This window comes from Gardnerella swidsinskii, from assembly GCF_023277705.1.
GTDB classification, from domain to species: Bacteria; Actinomycetota; Actinomycetes; order Actinomycetales; family Bifidobacteriaceae; genus Bifidobacterium; species Bifidobacterium swidsinskii.
In genome coordinates this window covers 1129470-1148825 of the sequence record NZ_CP083176.1, presented here as the reverse complement: position 1 = coordinate 1148825, position 19356 = coordinate 1129470, and the positions used below count along the sequence as shown (strand labels likewise).

Sequence of the window (19356 nt, the reverse complement as noted above, 5' to 3'; positions counted from 1 at the left end):
TTTTATAGATTTGTGAATAATTTAAGAAAATCCAATAAATGTTGGTATTAATAAACATTTGTTTTAATAAAATCTTCTATCACCTTTTTTGTAGGACACGTTGCAGGCCCATATTTTGTGACAGCAATAGCAGCTGCAGCATTCGCGCATAAAACAGCCTGCTTAAGCGTCATTTTGTAGCCTATGCAAGCCGCAAGTACGCCAGTATGCGCATCGCCAGCTCCATTCGTATCTACTGCTTTTACTTGAAATCCTTTAATATGCTCGGCTTCTTTACCTAAATCACACACCCAAGCTCCGTGAGATCCTGCATGAACGATGAGGGGAGCTCTTAGCGCACGCTGTAAACGCTCAATCTTTCGTTTTGTAAGTTGATTATTTGTTTCGTCATTAAAGTTTTTGCTATCAGCATCTTTGCTTTCGTCAGCATCTTCGCTGCAATCATCTTCGATTTCGTCATTTCCCCAAGCGTTAAGCCTTTTTGCTAAAATCTCAGCTTCTCTAGCATTACACAACCAAATTGGCGCGTAGTCAATCAAGGCTTTTAAATCTTCATCTAAAATATTTGCAATCATTGGCGACGCATCAAAAATCGCTGTAAACCGGCGCTTGTGTTTATCAAAAGAACTCTCTAAAGCACTACTACTTAAACCGCACAAACCGCTTGTTCTTAGCATAAACCGCAAAAGCGCACGTTTTATAGGACTCACAAACGTGTATCCACTAATGTACACAACATCTTCCGGATTAGGATTTACAAAGTCAAAAGCATGCTCGTCACCACTAGTTTCCGCACCTTTAGTAGATATAAAAGTTCGTTCTGCGCTTTTATCCGTAAGAGCTATGCAAAATCCTGAATCAAGCATGGAATTTTTTGTGCCAATATGCGAAATACGTGCTTCGTTTAAAGCTTTAGAAATAATATTTGCAAAATATCCTTCACCCAAAACGCCAGCCCATTGCGCTTTAGCTCCCATTTGACTTGCAGCAAATAGCATGTTGTAACTTGCACCAGCGCTCATACTATACGAGTTTGCAAATATGTCTTCACCTGGTTTAGGAACAGAGCTAACTTTCATAGTTACATCTACAATAATTTGACCAAGTGAGATTACTTGCGGCACGACCAAACTTGCTTTTTCATTCAAGCTTATGTTTGATTCGTACATTGCAATCGCCTCTGAAAGCTACTATGCAGCATATTCTCTACTTTTCTCAATCTTCTAATTTTTTCTCATTAAGCACAAAGCATACACTATCTTTTCTACGTCGTAGCAGTGATCGACTCGCAAATTCTCTAAAACGCGTTCTCGTATTTTTTCATCGAACACTTGCAACCCATACTGTGAGCCCAACATCGCAGAACACATTGCAGCAATCGTATCGGTATCTCCGCCAATCGATGCTGCAAAACACGCAGCTTTGGTTGGTTCATTTGCAAAGCGAGTTGCAATTGCGAAAGCTGCAGCTACGGATTCATTAGCTTCAACACTTGTACCACAATCATTTTGCAACATTTCAGCAAAATCATCGTCACTTACAGATAAGCAACTCAACTCCTCAGCTTTTTTAGTGAAAAATTCGACCCTACTTATAACGCTTGCTTTTGCGCTCCAATTACCATATTTTGGAAGCAATTTTACGAATTTTATTGCTTCTTTAAGCGGATTTTCACAACCTTCAATACCTAAACTTACTGCCGCAGCAACGAGTGTTGTAGATTCAATTCCTTGAGTCGTATTGTGAGTAATTAAGCATGATTTTCTGGCTGCCTTAGCAAGCGATTCACCTGGTTTGAAAGCAATGCCAATTGGTGTCGCGCGCATTGCACCACCATTAGTTGTGCCAAATTTGCCTGTTTCTTCAGGAATTACTCCATTTACAAGTGCTTTTAAAGCTGACTTAGTTGACGGTCCTAGCAAATCCAAGGAACCTTTTTCGCGCATTGCACCTTCCCAATCTAGAAGATTTTGCGCATACTTGTTGTTGTCAATATTGCCATTATCTGCGATTATGCGTTCAGCAAGTAAAAAAGCTTGCTCCGTATCGTCTGTTACAGAACCTGCTTTCATATTTGGCGCGATTGGCTGCTGACTTACAGCGTCCATTAATTTTGTAATTGGACCGCCATAAAAACGGCGTATGCTTTGAGCACTCATGCTTTGAGTTGGCATTCCAAGCGCATCGCCTATAGCAAGACCAACAATAGCTCCAAACGCGCGATTATATGTTTCACTTTGCTCAAGATTGATTGCTGCGTTTATCATAAGTATATTTTATGCTTTCGCAGACACAATTTTAAAAGCATTTGGACTATAAGCTAAACGCAGCTAGCAAAAATAATCGCAACTAAAAACCACTAAGCGCAAATATCAAAATCAGACTTCAGCTTCAGCATCTGTAATCTCGCGCACTTGCTCAACATTAGCTTTGAGCATATCTTTTAGCGCGTCAACTGAGTCAAAAGCCTGTTGCGGACGCAAGAAACTAGCAAACTCAATGCAAACGCGATGCCCGTACAAGTCTTTCCAATCGTCGAACAATCCGTAAGCTTCAACAGTGCGCTCTGCATCTTCTTCGCCATCTTTATTAAATGTTGGCTTAGTTCCAATAGAAATCGCAGCAGGCCAACGCCACGGAGAATGAACGCCTAAATGAAGCTCATCACGACGCAAAACACTCACATCTGGAACAGCATTTTTCGATGGTCTGACATCGTTCTTATTGTCAGCATCTAAATCAACAACCCAGCCTGCATACACGCCATCAACTGGCACATAGCCTTCAATTTTTTCGCCAAGATTTACTGTTGGGAATCCAATCTCGCGCCCACGCTCGTCTCCATGAACTACTGTTCCTTCAACGCGATGCGGCTGATCCAAAATTTCACGCGCTTCTTTGACTCGACCAGTAGCCAACATCCAGCGCACATTTGTAGAACTCCAAGCACGCACTTTCTTATTTGGCATGCTCTTACTCCAAGCACGATATTCAGCTTTATTCATGCCCTCAGAAGGATCTTTAGGGTCTCCAGGCTCCTGTGGAACCTCACGAACAATAGGATCAGGCACGCGAACGTCGTCTGGACCCAAATCCTCTACTTCAATAAGCTCAAAAACTCCAGTTGCCTGAGACAACTCGCGAATTGCTTTAATATCACCAGCACAACGAGCACCAAGTGCAGCATCAGAGCCAAGAACTAATGCTCGCATACCAAGCTTTCCAACGAGCTGACCTAAGAAGAAACGGTACGATTTTGCAGCAAAAGCAAGGCTGTAGCGCACAATCACAACATGATCAACATCCAACTGTGACATCACACGCAAACGTTGACGCACGCTTGTAAGAGCATCCGGATCGTCCGGAAGTTTAGAATTAACGTCGCCAAAATCATCGTATAAATCAGGATTAGCATGCACTACGCTTGGACGCGGGTCAAACATGATCACTACTGAAAACGCTCCATGACGATGCGCAAGATCCACAGTACGACGAATAACCTCGCGATGCCCTTTGTGCATACCGTCGAATACGCCAATGGTAACAACCGCTTTACGCTCCGCACTTAACGTTGGCCAATTAATCATGCCGTTGGCATCTGGTCGAATGTCGATGACCTTCATGATATCCTTACTATCCGCGTTCAAGCATTACTCAAGCAAACTACGCAAATTACGCAATTCGTTATTTTAAATACTTATCTAGTTTACCAGTCTTCTCGCTTGCCGGAAATACCACAATTGGTTTGATTTGATTACTTTTTATATTTTTTGTCAATTCAACTACTGCAACAACGTCACATTCCGCAGTATTTGCGTTTGGAACGTACGCTATTGCAGGATAATTTTCGTAATTTATGGCAGATTTAAGCTCAATCCAGCGTCCAAAACGCAAGTCTTTAGCTTGATTTTCATCAATGCTTAAAGTTGGAAGCGAATGCGAAGCTGCATCCATCATATTTAAGCAAATTTTAGGAAGCATATTATTTGCGTCAAAATCGTCACCAGGAACTGCTTTTGAGCGATGCTGCAATACTCCATTGCGATCAGTAAATTCTCGCATTTGAGCGCGGAGTTTAAGAACACGCGAATCAGTAACTGAAAAATCACCAACGCTCGTGCGACGAAGCTGAGTAAGATGCCCACCAACTCCCAGTAAGCGACCTAAATCGCGAGCTAAAGCGCGAATATATGTTCCACTACTGCAAGAAACTTTTGCGGATATATCGCATACGAGTTTCCCACTCACTCCCCTAGTAATTCGAGGATTACTTACTGAAAAATCACTAACAAATATCTCTCGAGGAGCAATCTCTACTGATTTTCCTTCGCGCGCTAAATCATAAGCTCGTTGACCATTAATTTTAATAGCAGAAAAAGCAGTAGGAGCTTGCATAATTTTGCCTACTAAATTTTCGCTAACAACTTGCTTAATTCGCTCAAAAGACAGTGACTTTTCAAAAGACGTGTCGTCATTATCGACATGAACCCCCGGACCTATATTTAATGCATTATCCGGAAGAATCTCACCTTCTGCGTCATCAGTAGTAGTTGCTTCTCCTAAGCGGATTACTGCTTCATAGGTTTTATTGTGCCCCAACATATAATTTAAAAGTCGCGTTGCATTGCCAAAACCTATGATTAGCAATCCTGTTGCCATAGGATCAAGCGTTCCTGCGTGCCCAACTCGCTTTGTATGCAACAAATGACGAGCGCATGCAACAATATCGTGACTTGTAACGCCCTGAGGCTTATCTACAAGCAGTAACCCTGAATCTGGTATGCACATAAGTTAAATCTAGCTACTATACGATTCACATTGAGTTTGCTTTGAGATTTAATTGTTGTCAGACGATTCAGACGTGCCTTCAAAGTCGTCGCTTTCAAAGTCATCGCCCTCTTCGAAATCATCGTCGTCGAAATTATCATCGTCAAAGTCATCGTCAGATTTTTCAACTTCGCGCGGCTTCTTATACGGATCGACATCGCCAGCATACTTAGCATTTTCACGCAACTTAGCTAATTCTTCATCACGATGACGAGCTGCAACAAGAATATCCTCAATTTCGTGCGCTTCAGATGGCACTTCGTCATAAATAAATTGCAATTGGGGAGTCAAACGCAATCCAGCTTTTGCACCGACCAAAGAGCGCAGTCGACCGTGAGCCTGCTGCAAAGCTTGTGCTGCACGCTGACGCTCACCCTGCTCTTTACCTTCGTGACCAAGTTGCGTCCAGTAAACCTTTGCAATTTGCAAATCGTTCGTAACGCGCACTTCCGTAATAGTCACACTCGCCAAACGCTTATCATGCAAATGCGATTCCATATTAGAAGCGATTACGCGCTGAATTAATGCTGCAATACGTGCAGCTCTAGGATTCGTTCCTGCCATAATTACTTGCGCTCAATCTGCTTCATTTCAAAGGTTTCGATTATATCGCCAAGCTCAATGTCATTGAAGCTGCCGAGATTAATACCAGCTTCGTAACCTTCGCTAACGGATTGCACGTCATCCTTAAACCTACGCAAGCTGGAAATCTCCAGGTCGTTGACTGTAGCAACGCCGTCGCGCAAAATACGGCACTTCGTACCGCGCTTGACTTCGCCATCTTGAACCATAACACCAGCAATATTGCCGAACTTGGAAGAACGGAAGATTTCGCGAATTTCGGAATGCGAAGTAACAACTTCTTCGAATTCTGGCTTAAGCATACCCTTCAAAGCAGCTTCGATATCTTCGATTGCCTTGTAAATAACTGAGTAGTACTTAACTTCCACGCCTTCACGGTCTGCCAAATCAGCAACTTGACGGTTTGGACGCACGTTGAAGCCAATAATCACAGCCTTATCGACAGTTGCCAAGTTCACATCATTCTGAGTAATTGCACCAACACCGCGGTGAATAACCTGGATGCCAACTTCCTCAGAGACCTCAATCTTCATCAAGGAATCTTCCAAAGCTTCAACAGAACCAGAAGAATCGCCCTTAATAACGATGTTCAGCATGTCAACTTCAGACTTAGCGAACTGTTCCTTAAGGCTTTCAAGAGACACAACCTTGCGGCGCTTAGCAAGCTGAGCTGCACGCTCTGTAGCTGCACGCTTTTCAGCAATTTGACGAGCAGAACGGTCGTCCGAAGTAACCAAGAACAGGTCGCCTGCGGTTGGAACAGAAGTTAAACCAAGCACCTGAACAGGAGTGGAAGGAGCCGCATCCTGCAAATGCTTGCCGTTCTCGTCAAGCATAGCGCGCACACGGCCATAAGAAGTGCCAGCAACAATAGAATCACCAATGTGAAGAGTACCTTGCTGCACAAGAACAGTAGCAACAGCACCACGACCCTTATCGAGTCGAGCTTCGATAGTTGCACCGCGAGCATCCATATTTGGATTTGCCTTAGGATCAAGCTCAGCGTCAGCAGTCAACAACACAGCTTCAAGAAGCTTATTGACGTTAGTGCCCTGCTTTGCAGAAATATCCACAAACATGGTGTCGCCGCCGTATTCTTCAGCAACTAAACCGTATTCTGTAAGCTGACCGCGAACCTTTTCAGGATTAGCACCTTCAACATCAATCTTGTTCACAGCCACAACAATTGGCACATGAGCAGCTTGAGCGTGGTTAATAGCTTCAACAGTCTGAGGCATTACGCCGTCGTCTGCTGCAACAACAAGAATTGCAACGTCTGTAAGCTCAGCACCGCGAGCACGCATAGCAGTAAACGCTTCGTGACCTGGAGTATCGAGGAACGTAATCTTACGAGGTTTTCCTTCAAGATTTACAGTTACTTGATAAGCACCGATACGCTGAGTAATGCCACCTGCTTCGCGATCGATAACATTCGACTTACGGATGGTATCAAGCAAGCGAGTTTTACCGTGATCGACGTGACCCATAACAGTAACAACAGGCGGACGAGATTGCAAATCGTCATCTTCTTGCAGCTCTTCTTCGTCCAAATCGATGTCAAACTGCTGCAAAAGCTCTTTATCTTCTTCTTCAGCAGAAACAATGCTGATATTCCAGCCGATTTCTTCACCCAAAATTTGGAATGTTGATTCATCCAAAGATTGTGTAGATGTTGCCATTTCTCCCAAGTGGAAGAGCACAGTTACCAAAGCTGCTGGATTTACATCAATCTTTTCCGCCAAATCAGAAAGAGTTGCGCCTTGACGCAAGCGAATCGTAGCGCCGTTACCAGAAGGAATACGCACGCCGCCAATCACTGGTGCTTTAAGCTCTTCGTATTCACGACGTTTCGCTAAACGATTCTTACGAGCCTTAGAAGATTTACCACCTTGACGACCGAATGCGCCTGCAGCTCCTGCACGACCGCGACCGCCGCCACGCGATGGACCACCATTAGGTGCGCCTGCTGCAGCAGCCTGGAAGCTAGCTCCTTGAGATGCAAAACGAGATTCTGCAGATGGGCGAGAAGATGCACCAGAGCCAGCACCTGCGCCACCTTGACCACGACGCTGACCCGACCACTGCGATGAGCGTGCGCCACCTTGACCAGAGCGGCCACCACGCGAGCGGCCACCGCGTTCTGCACGTTCACCACGCGAACCTTGAGGTCCAGAGCCAGCTTGACCTGGACGACCACCGCGGCCATTTTCAGCACCAGGACGAGACATCGGATGAGGACGTGGAATATCTCCAGGTGTAGGAGCACGCATACCCTGCTTACGGCTAAACGGATTATTACCAGGACGTGGAGCAGATGCGCCTGCACCTTGTGCATTCTGGTGCGGACGAGGGCGAGGAGGCATCTGTGAACGATCTGAGTGAGATTGACCTTGAGCTTGCTGTCGCGATTCGCCGCGATTATCACGATTATCATTGCGACGATCATTTTTTCTATTTTCGCCGGCAGCAGCATTAGAACGCGAAGGATTGTTTGAACGAGTATGATTTGCACCCGGCTTTGGAACAAAATGAGAAGCTGTGTTGTGCACAGGCTGGTTAGCAGAAGAGCCAGCTACAGAATCACTGTGTGACGAATCTTTAGCTTGAGGTTTAGTCTGCGGCTTAGCTTGAGGCTTAGCTTTTGGCGCAGCAGGCTTACTTGCACTAGATGCCTTTTCGGACTTATTTCCGTCAGATGCTAACGCTGTTTGCAAACGACGAACTACTGGAGCCTCAACTGTTGAAGAAGCAGACTTAACAAATTCGCCCATGCTCTTCAAACGCTCCAACACGGTTTTACTGTCTACACCAAATTCTTTGGCCAGTTCATACACGCGCTTTTTAACCACTCAGTGTTCTCCTCTGTCTGTGGCAGCGCTAGTACACGCGACCACTTTACATTATTGCGAGCTTATTATTTATTATCGTGCGATATATCATCGTGCGACCATGATCTTATACCTCGTCTCCCGCCGGACGATGGCGATTGCCTTTCGCCCAGATTCCAGCTTTTAGCATACTCGAAACGTTGGATTGACTCGAGTGTCGCTAAATGCCACACGAGAGACTACTTTATTTGCACACCACTAGCAAAATAAACAATCAAGAAGTGCTAAACATTGCGAAAATATCAATCTAAAAATATTTAGCACTTCTCAATTAACAATCTATTCAGCAGCAGATGCGTTATTATTCAAATCAGCTGAAGCAGGCTGAGCATTTTGTGCTTGAGCTGCAGCAACCTTCTTAGCATGCTCTTCCGCAGACTCAATACCAATCTTCCAACCAGTCAACTTTGCAGCCAAACGAGCGTTCTGACCTTCTTTACCAATAGCAAGAGAAAGCTGAGCATCATGAATAAAAGCAACTGCAGTTTGATTCTTTTCACTCACTACTTGCACTTGTGTAGCAGTAGCAGGCGAAAGAGCAGCAGCAACAAACTTTGCTGGATCAGACGACCAATCGACAATATCAATCTTCTCTTGACCCAAGTTTTCCATTACAGCACGCACGCGTGAACCGCCAGGACCAATTAAAGCACCCTTTGGATTCACACCTTCAGTATTAGCTCTAACAGCAATCTTTGTGCGAGCTCCGGCTTCACGTGCAATCGACATAATAGAAACTGCTCCAGAAACAAGTTCCGGCACTTCTCGCTCAAAAAGACGACGAACTAATTCAGGATGTGAACGTGAAACAACAATTTCCGGACCACGCAGACCACGAGCAACATTTACAACATATACGCGAATACGCTCACCATGGCGGTAACGTTCACCTGGAACCTGCTCGCGACGCGGCAAAATAGCTTCAACATCTCCAACAGCAACGTGGATATTAGTGTTATCTTTTGCGTCTTGTTGAATAATGCCGTTAATAAGCTTTCCTTTTTGACCAGAAAACGCACCAAACACGCGATCATCTTCAGCTTTACGGAAAATTTGACTAATAACTTGACGAGCCGTTGCAGCAGCTAAACGACCAAAATCATGAGGAGTATCGTCATACTCCTCTCCCAGCGTTGGAGCTGGATACGGGTTATCTTCAGTAGGTTTACCAGGAATTTCATCCCTAGCCCACACAGTGAACGAACCTGCACGTTCGTCCAATTCAACTCGCACATGCTTTGCAGGATGAGCGGTTTTCATATACGCAAGACGCAAGGCCTCGGCGAGCGCCTCGTCCAGCTCCTCGGCATTAATCCCCTGCTGTGCCGCAAGCTGATGCATTCCCGCCAAATCCAATTCCATCGCGCACGTCCTCTCGTTATAACGCATTAATTTATGATTATTAATTGTAACTATTAAAGCACACTTATTTTTTCTTCTAACGACAGTTAGCTTTAATTGTTGCAGACTTAGAACAAATACCAAATTAATAAATCGATATTGGTCACAGTCAGTGGCTATTTTAGTAGATTATGCAGACACTTTATGTTTTGTTAAATGACATGCGCAAACAAGTAAAACGCAGTATTGCCAGAGCACTCGTGCTTCTTATATGCGTTTTAATATCTCCACTGCTAACAGCCTGTGGAACATTACAAAACATTCACGTCGAGCATACAGTTCACACAGCAGCTCCAGAAAATGCATGTGCTAAAGCATACAGACTTGCGCAAAAAAAGCAGCGTGAAATCAAAAAGAACCAAAACAACACATCCATTAAGAATTTTGAAACCGCAGCAAAATATTGGAAAACTGTCGCTCAGCAATGCCCAGGAAGATTAAGTGAAAGCATTATATACAGCACGCAAGCTCAATGGGAAATGCTTTCGAAGAAAAATAGTAACGAAAATTCAAATAATGTAAGCAATAAAAGCGGAAACGAAAGCTCAGAAAATACAAAAACTACAACAGCGCAACAAATGGAGCACGATTCATACGCGAATCTTATAGAAGTAATAAATCATTACAAAAACTTCAAATGGACACATCAACCCTTAGCTCAAGCTGCAGAAGCTGAAGACAAACTTGCTTTTATTTTACAAACACTAGCAGCGAGAAAAGAGCAAAATATAACATTGGAATACAGCGATATGGCGTCGACAAACGCTCAAACTCTTATGCGAGTTGCAGGAGAAGGAACAGACTTGCGCAAAAAAGTTTACGATATTCCTCAAGAGGCGTTAGAAAGCGGAAAAACACATGATTCAGCAAGCGGAAAAGATCTGTCGATTACCGCTATAGCTTATATGGATTGCGCTAGAGAAGAGCTAGCTGCTTTTAATCAAATAATAACTATTACGTCAAAAAATAATAATGCATCCGAGAATAACGTTACTACAAAAAGCGATGATAACGATTCTGTAATACGCGCTCAACAAACTCTTAAAAATGCAACTGTGCAATTAATCACATCTAGACTGCTAAGAGCTTATGAACTTGGGTATCCTACTGATACGAAGCTTATTTTGAAGTAAAACTTAACCTTGGGGCTTTTAGCCTATAGGGCATTCCCTTTTACACACAAAATAGGACTTAACCACAAACGAGAGATAAGTTGCGCACGTTTGGAGCAATTTCCAAAACAAAACGCTCCAAACAAGAGGCAGCACTCTCACAAATGGAGCGTCACACAACCTCAAACACTCCAAACGCGAGAGAAAGTTCGCGCGGATTAGGGTTATAGGCCAAAAAGTGTGTAAGAAATCATGTCTTAGACCTTGCAATACAAGGGTTTTGCGGTAATCGAATCTGTTTTCTGCACATTCTCCACCTGGACAAAAAGTGTGTAAAAATAAGCTCATAACCCTTATAGCAGTAAGGCTCGCAGTATATCGAATGTGGGTTATTTCTTATGTTAAGCGGCGTTCGAAGCATGTATTAGCTGAGTATTTAACAATAAATCGTCAAAGGCTGTTACTAACGCAGATTACGTACTGCACCAGTAACATATAACCCCGCTTATCTGTTGTTAACGCAGATTACGTACTGCGCGAGTAACATATGACCGTTACTTTCTTAAGATACTTGACTGAGTTTTTAACAGTGCTGAGGCTAGTTTATGCCACAGAATACTCATCAGCTTAGCTTTACACACTTTTTGGCCTATAACCCTAAAAAGCTTCAAGCGCGAAATACGGCAACACAAACCTAACACACTACGTTAAACACACTAGCCCACACTTTCTGCGTCTTTATTGACGCAGAAAGACCTCGCTTGCGTTGGAAGCACACTGTGCTTCCAACCTGAGCAAGCTCGGCAGAATAAAAAAGCTTCAAGCGCGAAATACGCTTGAAGCTTATTATTCTGCGGATGAAGCGAGATTCGAACTCGCGGAGGATTTTACCCTCACACGCTTTCGAGGCGTGCTCCTTAGACCGCTCGGACATTCATCCACTTACGATTCGCGCAACAAAATCGCGCGCAAACGCAACTTTTCAATTGTAAACCATGGCGCGAATATAAATTTATGGCGAGTTGAAACGCTATAACTCAGCAGAATCACGGCGAGCGCGAATTTTTTCAGCGCGAGAAGCAAGCTCCTCATCAGGAGGATAAGCTACATATTCCAATGTCAATCCATGAGGATCAATTGGACCCGTCGAGCCTTCACGAAGAGGAACATTGATCTTTTCCTCAAACCAATCAAAAGAACGCTTCCCACAACCAATTTGCACACAAGCTTGCACAAGAGAACGCACCATATTGTGCGCAAAAGCATCAGCGACAATAGTAAATTCAAGCAAACCCTGCTCAACAGGCGGCACGCATCCAGTTTTAAGCTTAACGCGCACGTCATTAGCACGCGTTCCCACGCGTTCCCAACAGACACTTTTTACATCGCGAATAGTAGTGCCTCCAGGATTAGGGCGCGCAAAAGATCCAAAATCGTGAAGGCCAATCATAAGCCTCGCAGCCTGGTTCATTGCATCAACATCCAAAACATCATCAAGTTTCAAAACAAAACCGCGCATACGAGGGTCATAATCACAATAATCAGAAGCGTCGCAAATACGATACACATACGTGCGCTCTAACGCAGAAAAGCGTGCATCAAAACCAATGGGCGCAACGCTAACCTTATGCAACGAAATATCTTGTGGCAAAACATGCTTAAGCCTGTACTCGAGCGCGCAAACACCGTCCAATCCAGTATGACCTACGCATCGCAATAAAGTTTCTTCACAAACATCAAGATGACAAACCTGATGCGATGCATGCACGCCCGTATCCGTACGTCCAGCCACAGTAAGGCGCAGCGGCTCAGCAGCATCCCCTTCTGGAACACGCAATACTGTATGCAAAGCACCCTCAATTTCACCCTGCACGGTGCGCAAAGTAGGCTGCTTAGCCCAACCGTAAAATCCGCCGCCATCATACGCTAAATCTAAGCGAAGTCGCATTTAAAAAACCTTCCATTCGTCGTAACTAAATAATTCCGCAATTAAATTCCGTTTACAGTTGCTTCCGCTTAGTATTACTTTCCATCTACAGTTACTCATAAAGCTTGCTTCACCACAGTTACTTCACGCCTACGCCAGCAACAGCAGCAATAATTCCGCGTATAAGCTCATAAGACTTCGCATCCAAGTGCGTTGCCATTCCAAGTAATTTTGGCACAAGCTCAGACCAATGAGAACCCAATAAATCAAAAGTAGGATAACCTAAACTCGACAAAACGTTATACACACTATCAATCCTGCGTTTTCGTTCCTCAACAGGCAAATCAAACATCCAAGAATTCATAGCTTTTGCGATTGCAGCAGCACGAGCAGTAACTTCATCTCGATAGTCAAAATCACCATCCTCAACATGCCAATACATGCCAAAATGTTGCATTAAACCAACAGAATCAGCCCTAGCTACTTTATATGGCAATCCATTATCCATAAGAAGCCCAATAATCGAAGATTGCGGCACAACTTTCTCTATTCGACTTGCCACGCACGAAAAAACGCTAGTATCTACTACATCATTTGCAAAACCCGGCCCATCCATTGAATAAATTTTAGATACAAGATTGCCAAGTTTTTCATTTTCCGCATCCAATCGCATAGTAGCATAGGACGCCATATTCCCACCTTTTGAATGACCTGTGACAATAATATTCGGGCTGTTATTGCGCTTGTTATTATTATCGCGCTTATTATTGTTATCGCAATTGTCACGCTTCGAATTAGTTGATTTTGCGAAAAACGAGGAAATTTTTTGTAATAAACTAGCTTTTTTTGCAATATATTTACTATATCTTTGTGTTACAGAAATTAAATATTCTGCTGCTGACTCCTGAGCTGGAATTGGGCAGCGAAAGGCCATATTAAAATCTTCTTTCCACCCAACAAGCGTATTATCAGTTCCTCTAAAAGCAACAACAATAGTATTCGGATTATCAATTCCTTCACAAGAACTAAGGTCAAAAGTAACACCAGCAAACTGCTGTTCACAAGATTCATGAGCATTCGATTTATCAAATCGTTCAAGAATTTCGCCTACTTTAATACCTCTGTAGCGCGGATTAGCTGCAACTGCAAAAAGTAACTCTTGACGAAACTTATCAACCTTAGCTACTCCAGAAGAAAACATCGACGAAAAATCTTCAAAACGTAGCAGATCGTAAATAGGCGTAGTCGAAATAACTTTTGACTCACTGTTATATAGCGGAATAGATTTTGGCATATTTATGTATGAAAGCTCACACAAAATCAAAGCATCAACAGAATTAAAACTTCTTTGAGCAAAAGTACGAAAATCGCTTCTTACTTGATCCAAAATATTCGGCATAACTTAATAATAATACAAACAAAAAACGAGCCGAGGAAATCCTCGACTCGTTTTAGCAATTCTTCAAGAAGCGATTAAACGCTTGCTTTAAGATTCACTTTACCGATGCGTAAAGCTGGAATGCAAACTACTCGGCAGCTTCTTCTTTAGCTGCAACCTTGGTAGCTGCTTCAGCTTCCTTCACAACAGCCTTCTTTGGGCTTACTGGCTCAGTTACGAGCTCAATAATTGCCTGAGGAGCGGTATCACCACGACGTGGAGCAATCTTCACGATACGTGTGTAACCACCTTCACGCTGCTTCATCTGCTCAGCAATCTGAGTGAAAAGCACGTGAACCACGGACTTGTTGCGAATTACACGCAACACACGACGACGCGAATGCAAATCGCCACGCTTAGCGAACGAAATCAAACGCTCAGCAAGCGGACGAAGACGCTTTGCCTTTGGCAACGTCGTTACGATACGACCGTGCTGGAAGAGGCTGGTCGCCATATTGGCCAGCATCAGGCGCTCATGAGCCGGGCTAGAAGCCAGACGAGGGCCTTGTTTCGGTGTAGGCATTATTACTCCTTATTGTCGCATCGTTCAGGTGGGCATCAACCCGAACATCCGAACGTTACGACGATTGCAGGCGGAACTTACTCGTCTTCAGGCGAGAAGAAAGTGCCACCTTCGAGATTATTGGCGTCGAAGCCAATCGGTGAAGCCTTCAAAGACAGACCCATTGCCTGCAACTTCTCTTTAACTTCATCGATGGATTTCATGCCGAAATTACGAATATCGAGCAAATCCTGCTCAGTGTGAACTACCAGTTCGCCGACTGTATGAATACCCTCACGCTTCAAGCAATTATAGCTACGCTGAGTAAAATTCATATCTTCAATCGGTATAGCCAACTGAGAATCAGCTTCATCATGAGTTGGCGCTGGACCAACTTCAACACCTTCAGCATCAACGTTAAGCTCACGGCAAAGACCGAAAAGCTCAACTAAAGTCGAGCCTGCAGATGCAACTGCATCACGCGGTGTAATAGCTGGCTTGGTTTCCACATCCAGGATGAGCTTATCGAAGTCCGTGCGCTGTTCCACGCGGGTAGCTTCGACCTTATAGCTCACCTTCAAAACTGGTGAGTAGATCGAATCCACAGGAATGCGGCCGATTTCGCTGTTCTCCTGCTTGTTCATCTGAGCTGGCACGTAACCGCGACCGCGTTCAACAGTAAACTCAATTTCAAGTTCACCATCTTCTGCGAGTGTAGCAATATGCAAGTCAGGATTAGCAATAGTAACACCGGCTGGAGGAGTAATATCTCCAGCAGTGGCCTCACCTTTACCATTCTTGCGCAAATACATCACTACAGGCTCGTCGTACTCACTCGTGAGCACGATGCCCTTGATGTTCAGCAGAATTTCAGTGACATCTTCTTCAACACCTGGCAGAGTCGTAAACTCATGCAAAGCTCCAGAGATGCGAACCGAAGTAACGGCAGCACCTGGAATAGAGCTTAACAAGGTACGACGCAGCGAATTGCCGAGAGTGTAGCCAAAACCTGGTTCCAGCGGCTCAATAGTAAAGCGAGAACGCTGGGGATTCAGTGATTCCTCGGTAAGTGTCGGACGCTGTGCGATAAGCACTTTGGTATCCTTTCAGCTTCTGGTCGGTGGTGCACTCGCCGCCCATAAGCGGGTTGGATGGATGGATTCGTAAGAGTGCTCAGACGCGGCGACGCTTTGGTGGGCGTACGCCGTTATGCGCTTGTGGGGTAACGTCGGTAATAGAACCAACTTCGAGACCCGCGGACTGGAGGGAACGGATAGCGGTTTCACGACCGGAACCTGGACCCTTAACAAACACGTCGACCTTCTTGAGGCCATGCTCCATTGCCTTGCGTGCAGCAGACTCAGCAGCCATACCTGCAGCGTAAGGAGTCGACTTACGGGAACCCTTAAAGCCGACATCACCGCCGGAAGCCCAAGAAAGGACTGCACCGGATGGATCGGTAATGGAGATAATCGTGTTATTGAATGTTGATTTAATATGCGCCTGCCCAACCGGCACCGACTTGCGGTCCCGGCGACGCGGCTTGCGCGAGGCTTGCTTTGCAGCTGCCATTGACCCTCGTTTCCTAATGACGAATGAGTTGGTATGTCTAGACGATGGAAATATATCCGTGGCCTAGAGCCGACCACCGACTACTATCGGGTGGCCTTCTTCTTCCCGGCGACAGTACGCTTCGGACCCTTGCGAGTACGAGCATTAGTCTTAGTACGCTGACCACGCACAGGAAGACCCTTGCGATGACGCTGGCCTTGATAGCAGTTGATCTGAATCTTACGACGGATGTCAGCGTCAATCTCACGACGCAAATCGCCTTCAATCTTGTAATTGGCCTCAAGATAATCACGCAAGGTGATCAGCTGTTCATCCGTAAGATCCTTGACGCGAGTGTCCGGATTAACACCGGTCGCGGCAAGCGTTTCCTTAGCGCGAGTACGACCAACACCAAAAATGTAGGTGAGGGCAATCTCAATGCGCTTCTCATTGGGAATATCTACTCCGGCAAGACGTGCCATTGTAATTCCTTTACTGTTACGCAGGTCGTGCACCAAGTCTTCCGCACTAATAGAAATTAAGTGCGGCCTGGGCCTGCGCACCCAGGGTTCAGCTTAGGCTGTGACTTAGCGCCTTATTCTTTGTATTCCGCGATGGAAATCTGCTCAGCCCTGACGCTGCTTATGACGTGGGTTAATGCAGATCACCATGACGCGGCCGTGACGGCGGATCACGCGGCAGTTTTCGCAGATCCTCTTCACGCTAGGGCTGACCTTCATGGTTTTCCTTTGCTTGTACCTTACTTATAACGGTACGTAATACGCCCACGATTTAGATCGTAAGGGCTCATTTCTAGCACTACACGATCTTGAGGAAGAATGCGAATATAATTTTTACGCATCTTACCAGAAATCGTAGCTAAAACAATGTGCTCATTCTCAAGCTGAACGCGAAACATCGCATTTGGTAGTGCTTCTACTACCGTGCCTTCGACTTCAATCACACCGTCTTTTGCCATGAGCCTCGTTCCGTTCCTTGGGCATACTACTTTGCGCATCCGAAGACACGCCAATCTTTTATAATACAGTAAATGCGTCCCATTCAACACTCGGCGTGTCGAACAGAACGCATTTTACTTTTTAAATTTAAAAACGCACTACTTAATTAAGTGATTCAACAATGCGATTATTGATTTCCTTAATATCTCCAACGCCATCTACTTCAACCAACTGACCGCGGCTATCATAGATATCAAGCAATGGAGCTGTTTCCTTCTCATACGTTTCTAAACGCTTAGCAATTACTTCTGGAGTATCGTCAGAACGACCTTGCTCCACTGCACGCTTTTGCATGCGTTCGAGCAAAACATCGCGCTCAGCCTCGAGAGCCACAACGTGATCGAGAGGAGTGCCAAGCTCTTCCAACATACGATCCAAAGCTTGAACCTGAGAAGCGTTGCGAGGATAACCGTCGAGAATCCAGCCGCTCTTTGCATCGTCCTGAGCAAGACGATCCTTAACAATGCTGTTAGTCAGCTCATCTGGAACCAACTCGCCCTTGTCAAGATATCCCTGAACCTGTTTTCCAAGCTCAGTATGATTCTTAAGGTTATAACGGAAAATATCACCAGTAGAAATCGCTGGAATGCCATAATGCTCACTTAACAAAGCGGCCTGAGTGCCTTTTCCAACGCCCTGTGGACCCATAATTAGTAATCGCATATTCATCTCCTTAGCTCGCTAACTGTAGTTACTTAGATACTTGCTTTTGCTCATCATGCTTGAACAAGAAACCAGCATACTGGAATTGTTCAGTCTGAGCCTTTGCTTGACGCAACGTATCCAAACCAACGCCAGCAATAATCAAAATTGTTGTACCACCAAATGGCAATTTTGTATTCAAATGCAAAGCCATAATCAAAACGGTAGGAATCAATGCAACAAAGAGCAAATAAATAGCACCGACAGTATTCAACCTATTCATAACATAGCTAAGATAATGACTTGTAGCACTACCAGCGCGAATGCCTGGTATGAAGCCACCATACTCTTTCATGTTATCTGCAGTCTCATCAGGATTAAAAGTAATCTCTGTGTAGAAGAAGCAGAAGAACACAATCATTACTGTGTAAAACGCAATATACCAAGCAGAAGTGGAATTAGCCAAATTAGCTTCAATCCAATTCACCCAAGCCTTGCTCTTATCTCCAAACTGAGCAATAAGGGTAGGAACAGCAAGAATTGACGAAGCAAAGATTGGTGGAATAACACCACTCATATTTACCTTTAATGGCAAATAAGTCGAAGAGCCGCCATACATTTTTCGGCCAATCATGCGACGCGTATACTGCACAGGAATACGACGCTGAGCAAGCTCAACAAAGTCAACAAATATGAGGATAACAATCAAAACGCCACCAACAATAGCGAACTTATTCCAATCGCCATTAGAACCGTTGGTTCCCCAACCAATCTCCCAAAGCTTTGGCAAGAAGCCAGAGCAAATAGACATAAAGATTAAGACAGACATGCCTTGACCGATACCCTTATCGGTAATGAGTTCTGCCATCCACATAATAAGACCAGTGCCGCCAGTCATGATCAAAACCATGACAATAAGGCTCCACATGCTTCCGTCTGGAATAATATTATTTCCGCACTGATAATTAAACAAAGCACCCGTACGTGCTGTTACCAAAATCGTAGTAGATTGCAAAATTGCCAATCCAATAGTTAGGTAACGCGTGTACTGCGTAAGCTTTGTTTCTCCAGACTGACCTTCCTTATGAAGAGCTTCGAAGCGAGGAATGACCACGCGCAAAAGCTGAATCACAATGGAAGCAGTGATGTAAGGCATAACACCCAAAGCAAAAATAGAAAGCTGCAACAGCGAGCCACCTGAGAACAAGTTAACTAACCCAATAAAGTTCTCGCTCGATGAAGCTAATTTAACAGTGCAAGCGTGCACAACTTTATAGTCCACACCCGGAATCGGAATAAATGAACCAATACGATAAATAATTATCATAGCGAAGACGAAGAGGATCTTGTTCCTCAACTCCTTCGTCCTGAAGGCCTGGATTAACGTTTTCACCTGGGTCTTCCTCCCTTTTTTCGCGCACTCCTAGGCGCAACAGTGCAAAAAACAAACTCTGAGACGATAGTTTA

17 protein-coding genes, 1 tRNA gene and 2 pseudogenes are annotated in these 19356 nt (G+C 44.6%); 1 reads left to right on the top strand and 19 read right to left on the bottom strand.

What is annotated here, in order from left to right; translation table 11 throughout:
• Positions 1 to 47: 47 nt before the first annotated feature.
• From K9E37_RS04610 to nusA, 8 genes and pseudogenes are all read right to left on the bottom strand, one after another.
• On the bottom strand, positions 48 to 1169 hold the full coding sequence (locus K9E37_RS04610) for a PfkB family carbohydrate kinase (protein ID WP_103013798.1): 1122 nt from the start codon (positions 1167 to 1169) through the stop codon (positions 48 to 50).
• A gap of 54 nt (positions 1170 to 1223) precedes the next feature.
• Positions 1224 to 2267 carry an ADP-ribosylglycohydrolase family protein gene (locus tag K9E37_RS04605; protein ID WP_103013797.1) on the bottom strand — a complete coding sequence of 348 codons (1044 nt, stop codon included), beginning with the start codon at positions 2265 to 2267 and terminating at the stop codon, positions 1224 to 1226.
• A 111-nt stretch (positions 2268 to 2378) separates the two neighbouring features.
• Positions 2379 to 3623, bottom strand: coding sequence for a bifunctional riboflavin kinase/FMN adenylyltransferase (gene ribF, locus K9E37_RS04600; RefSeq protein ID WP_162861115.1), 1245 nt, complete (start codon positions 3621 to 3623; stop codon positions 2379 to 2381).
• A gap of 61 nt (positions 3624 to 3684) precedes the next feature.
• Complete coding sequence (gene truB, locus K9E37_RS04595) at positions 3685 to 4788, bottom strand: tRNA pseudouridine(55) synthase TruB (RefSeq protein WP_102703349.1); 1104 nt, start codon at positions 4786 to 4788, stop codon at positions 3685 to 3687.
• A 48-nt stretch (positions 4789 to 4836) separates the two neighbouring features.
• Complete coding sequence (gene rbfA, locus K9E37_RS04590; protein WP_248893114.1) at positions 4837 to 5391, bottom strand: 30S ribosome-binding factor RbfA; 555 nt, start codon at positions 5389 to 5391, stop codon at positions 4837 to 4839.
• Positions 5392 to 5393: 2 nt separating this feature from the next.
• A pseudogene (gene infB / locus K9E37_RS04585) lies at positions 5394 to 7727 on the bottom strand (translation initiation factor IF-2); the annotation flags it as partial.
• Between the two features lie 383 nt (positions 7728 to 8110).
• A pseudogene (locus K9E37_RS06475) lies at positions 8111 to 8258 on the bottom strand (translation initiation factor IF-2 N-terminal domain-containing protein); the annotation flags it as partial.
• Positions 8259 to 8576: 318 nt separating this feature from the next.
• Complete coding sequence (gene nusA / locus K9E37_RS04580) at positions 8577 to 9659, bottom strand: transcription termination factor NusA (RefSeq protein ID WP_004109632.1); 1083 nt, start codon at positions 9657 to 9659, stop codon at positions 8577 to 8579.
• A gap of 170 nt (positions 9660 to 9829) precedes the next feature.
• Here nusA and K9E37_RS04575 point away from each other — a divergent pair, with 170 nt between their 5' ends.
• Positions 9830 to 10831 (top strand): hypothetical protein, encoded by a 1002-nt coding sequence (locus tag K9E37_RS04575; RefSeq protein WP_102703347.1) that lies wholly within the window; start codon positions 9830 to 9832, stop codon positions 10829 to 10831.
• A gap of 833 nt (positions 10832 to 11664) precedes the next feature.
• On the opposite strand, the gene K9E37_RS04570 is transcribed toward K9E37_RS04575, so the two are convergent.
• The 11 genes from K9E37_RS04570 to secY all read right to left on the bottom strand — a co-directional run bounded on the left by K9E37_RS04570 (position 11665) and on the right by secY (position 19282).
• Positions 11665 to 11750 (bottom strand) — tRNA-Ser (locus K9E37_RS04570).
• A 90-nt stretch (positions 11751 to 11840) separates the two neighbouring features.
• Entirely contained in the window at positions 11841 to 12758 is a 918-nt protein-coding gene (locus K9E37_RS04565) for a tRNA pseudouridine synthase A (RefSeq protein WP_103013792.1), read from the bottom strand.
• 118 nt (positions 12759 to 12876) lie between these two features.
• On the bottom strand, positions 12877 to 14136 hold the full coding sequence (locus K9E37_RS04560) for an Mbeg1-like protein (protein WP_004109646.1): 1260 nt from the start codon (positions 14134 to 14136) through the stop codon (positions 12877 to 12879).
• 127 nt (positions 14137 to 14263) lie between these two features.
• Complete coding sequence (gene rplQ / locus K9E37_RS04555) at positions 14264 to 14698, bottom strand: 50S ribosomal protein L17 (RefSeq protein WP_004129014.1); 435 nt, start codon at positions 14696 to 14698, stop codon at positions 14264 to 14266.
• 77 nt (positions 14699 to 14775) lie between these two features.
• Positions 14776 to 15771: a DNA-directed RNA polymerase subunit alpha gene (locus tag K9E37_RS04550; protein ID WP_004574084.1), complete on the bottom strand. Its 996-nt coding sequence runs from the start codon at positions 15769 to 15771 to the stop codon at positions 14776 to 14778.
• Positions 15772 to 15850: 79 nt separating this feature from the next.
• Complete coding sequence (gene rpsK, locus K9E37_RS04545) at positions 15851 to 16249, bottom strand: 30S ribosomal protein S11 (RefSeq protein WP_004105468.1); 399 nt, start codon at positions 16247 to 16249, stop codon at positions 15851 to 15853.
• An 83-nt stretch (positions 16250 to 16332) separates the two neighbouring features.
• Positions 16333 to 16710, bottom strand: a complete 378-nt coding sequence (gene rpsM / locus K9E37_RS04540; protein ID WP_004105472.1) for a 30S ribosomal protein S13 — start codon at positions 16708 to 16710, stop codon at positions 16333 to 16335.
• 144 nt (positions 16711 to 16854) lie between these two features.
• A complete protein-coding gene (rpmJ, locus tag K9E37_RS04535; RefSeq protein ID WP_003842636.1) occupies positions 16855 to 16968 on the bottom strand; it encodes a 50S ribosomal protein L36 in 114 nt (37 codons plus the stop codon).
• 20 nt (positions 16969 to 16988) lie between these two features.
• Positions 16989 to 17207 (bottom strand): translation initiation factor IF-1, encoded by a 219-nt coding sequence (gene infA, locus K9E37_RS04530; protein WP_004105485.1) that lies wholly within the window; start codon positions 17205 to 17207, stop codon positions 16989 to 16991.
• Positions 17208 to 17349: 142 nt separating this feature from the next.
• The gene (locus tag K9E37_RS04525; RefSeq protein ID WP_012913828.1) at positions 17350 to 17910 is read right to left on the bottom strand and encodes an adenylate kinase; all 561 of its coding nucleotides are present in this window, start codon (positions 17908 to 17910) and stop codon (positions 17350 to 17352) included.
• Positions 17911 to 17938: 28 nt separating this feature from the next.
• Positions 17939 to 19282 carry a preprotein translocase subunit SecY gene (gene secY / locus K9E37_RS04520; protein ID WP_004574086.1) on the bottom strand — a complete coding sequence of 448 codons (1344 nt, stop codon included), beginning with the start codon at positions 19280 to 19282 and terminating at the stop codon, positions 17939 to 17941.
• Positions 19283 to 19356: the final 74 nt, after the last annotated feature.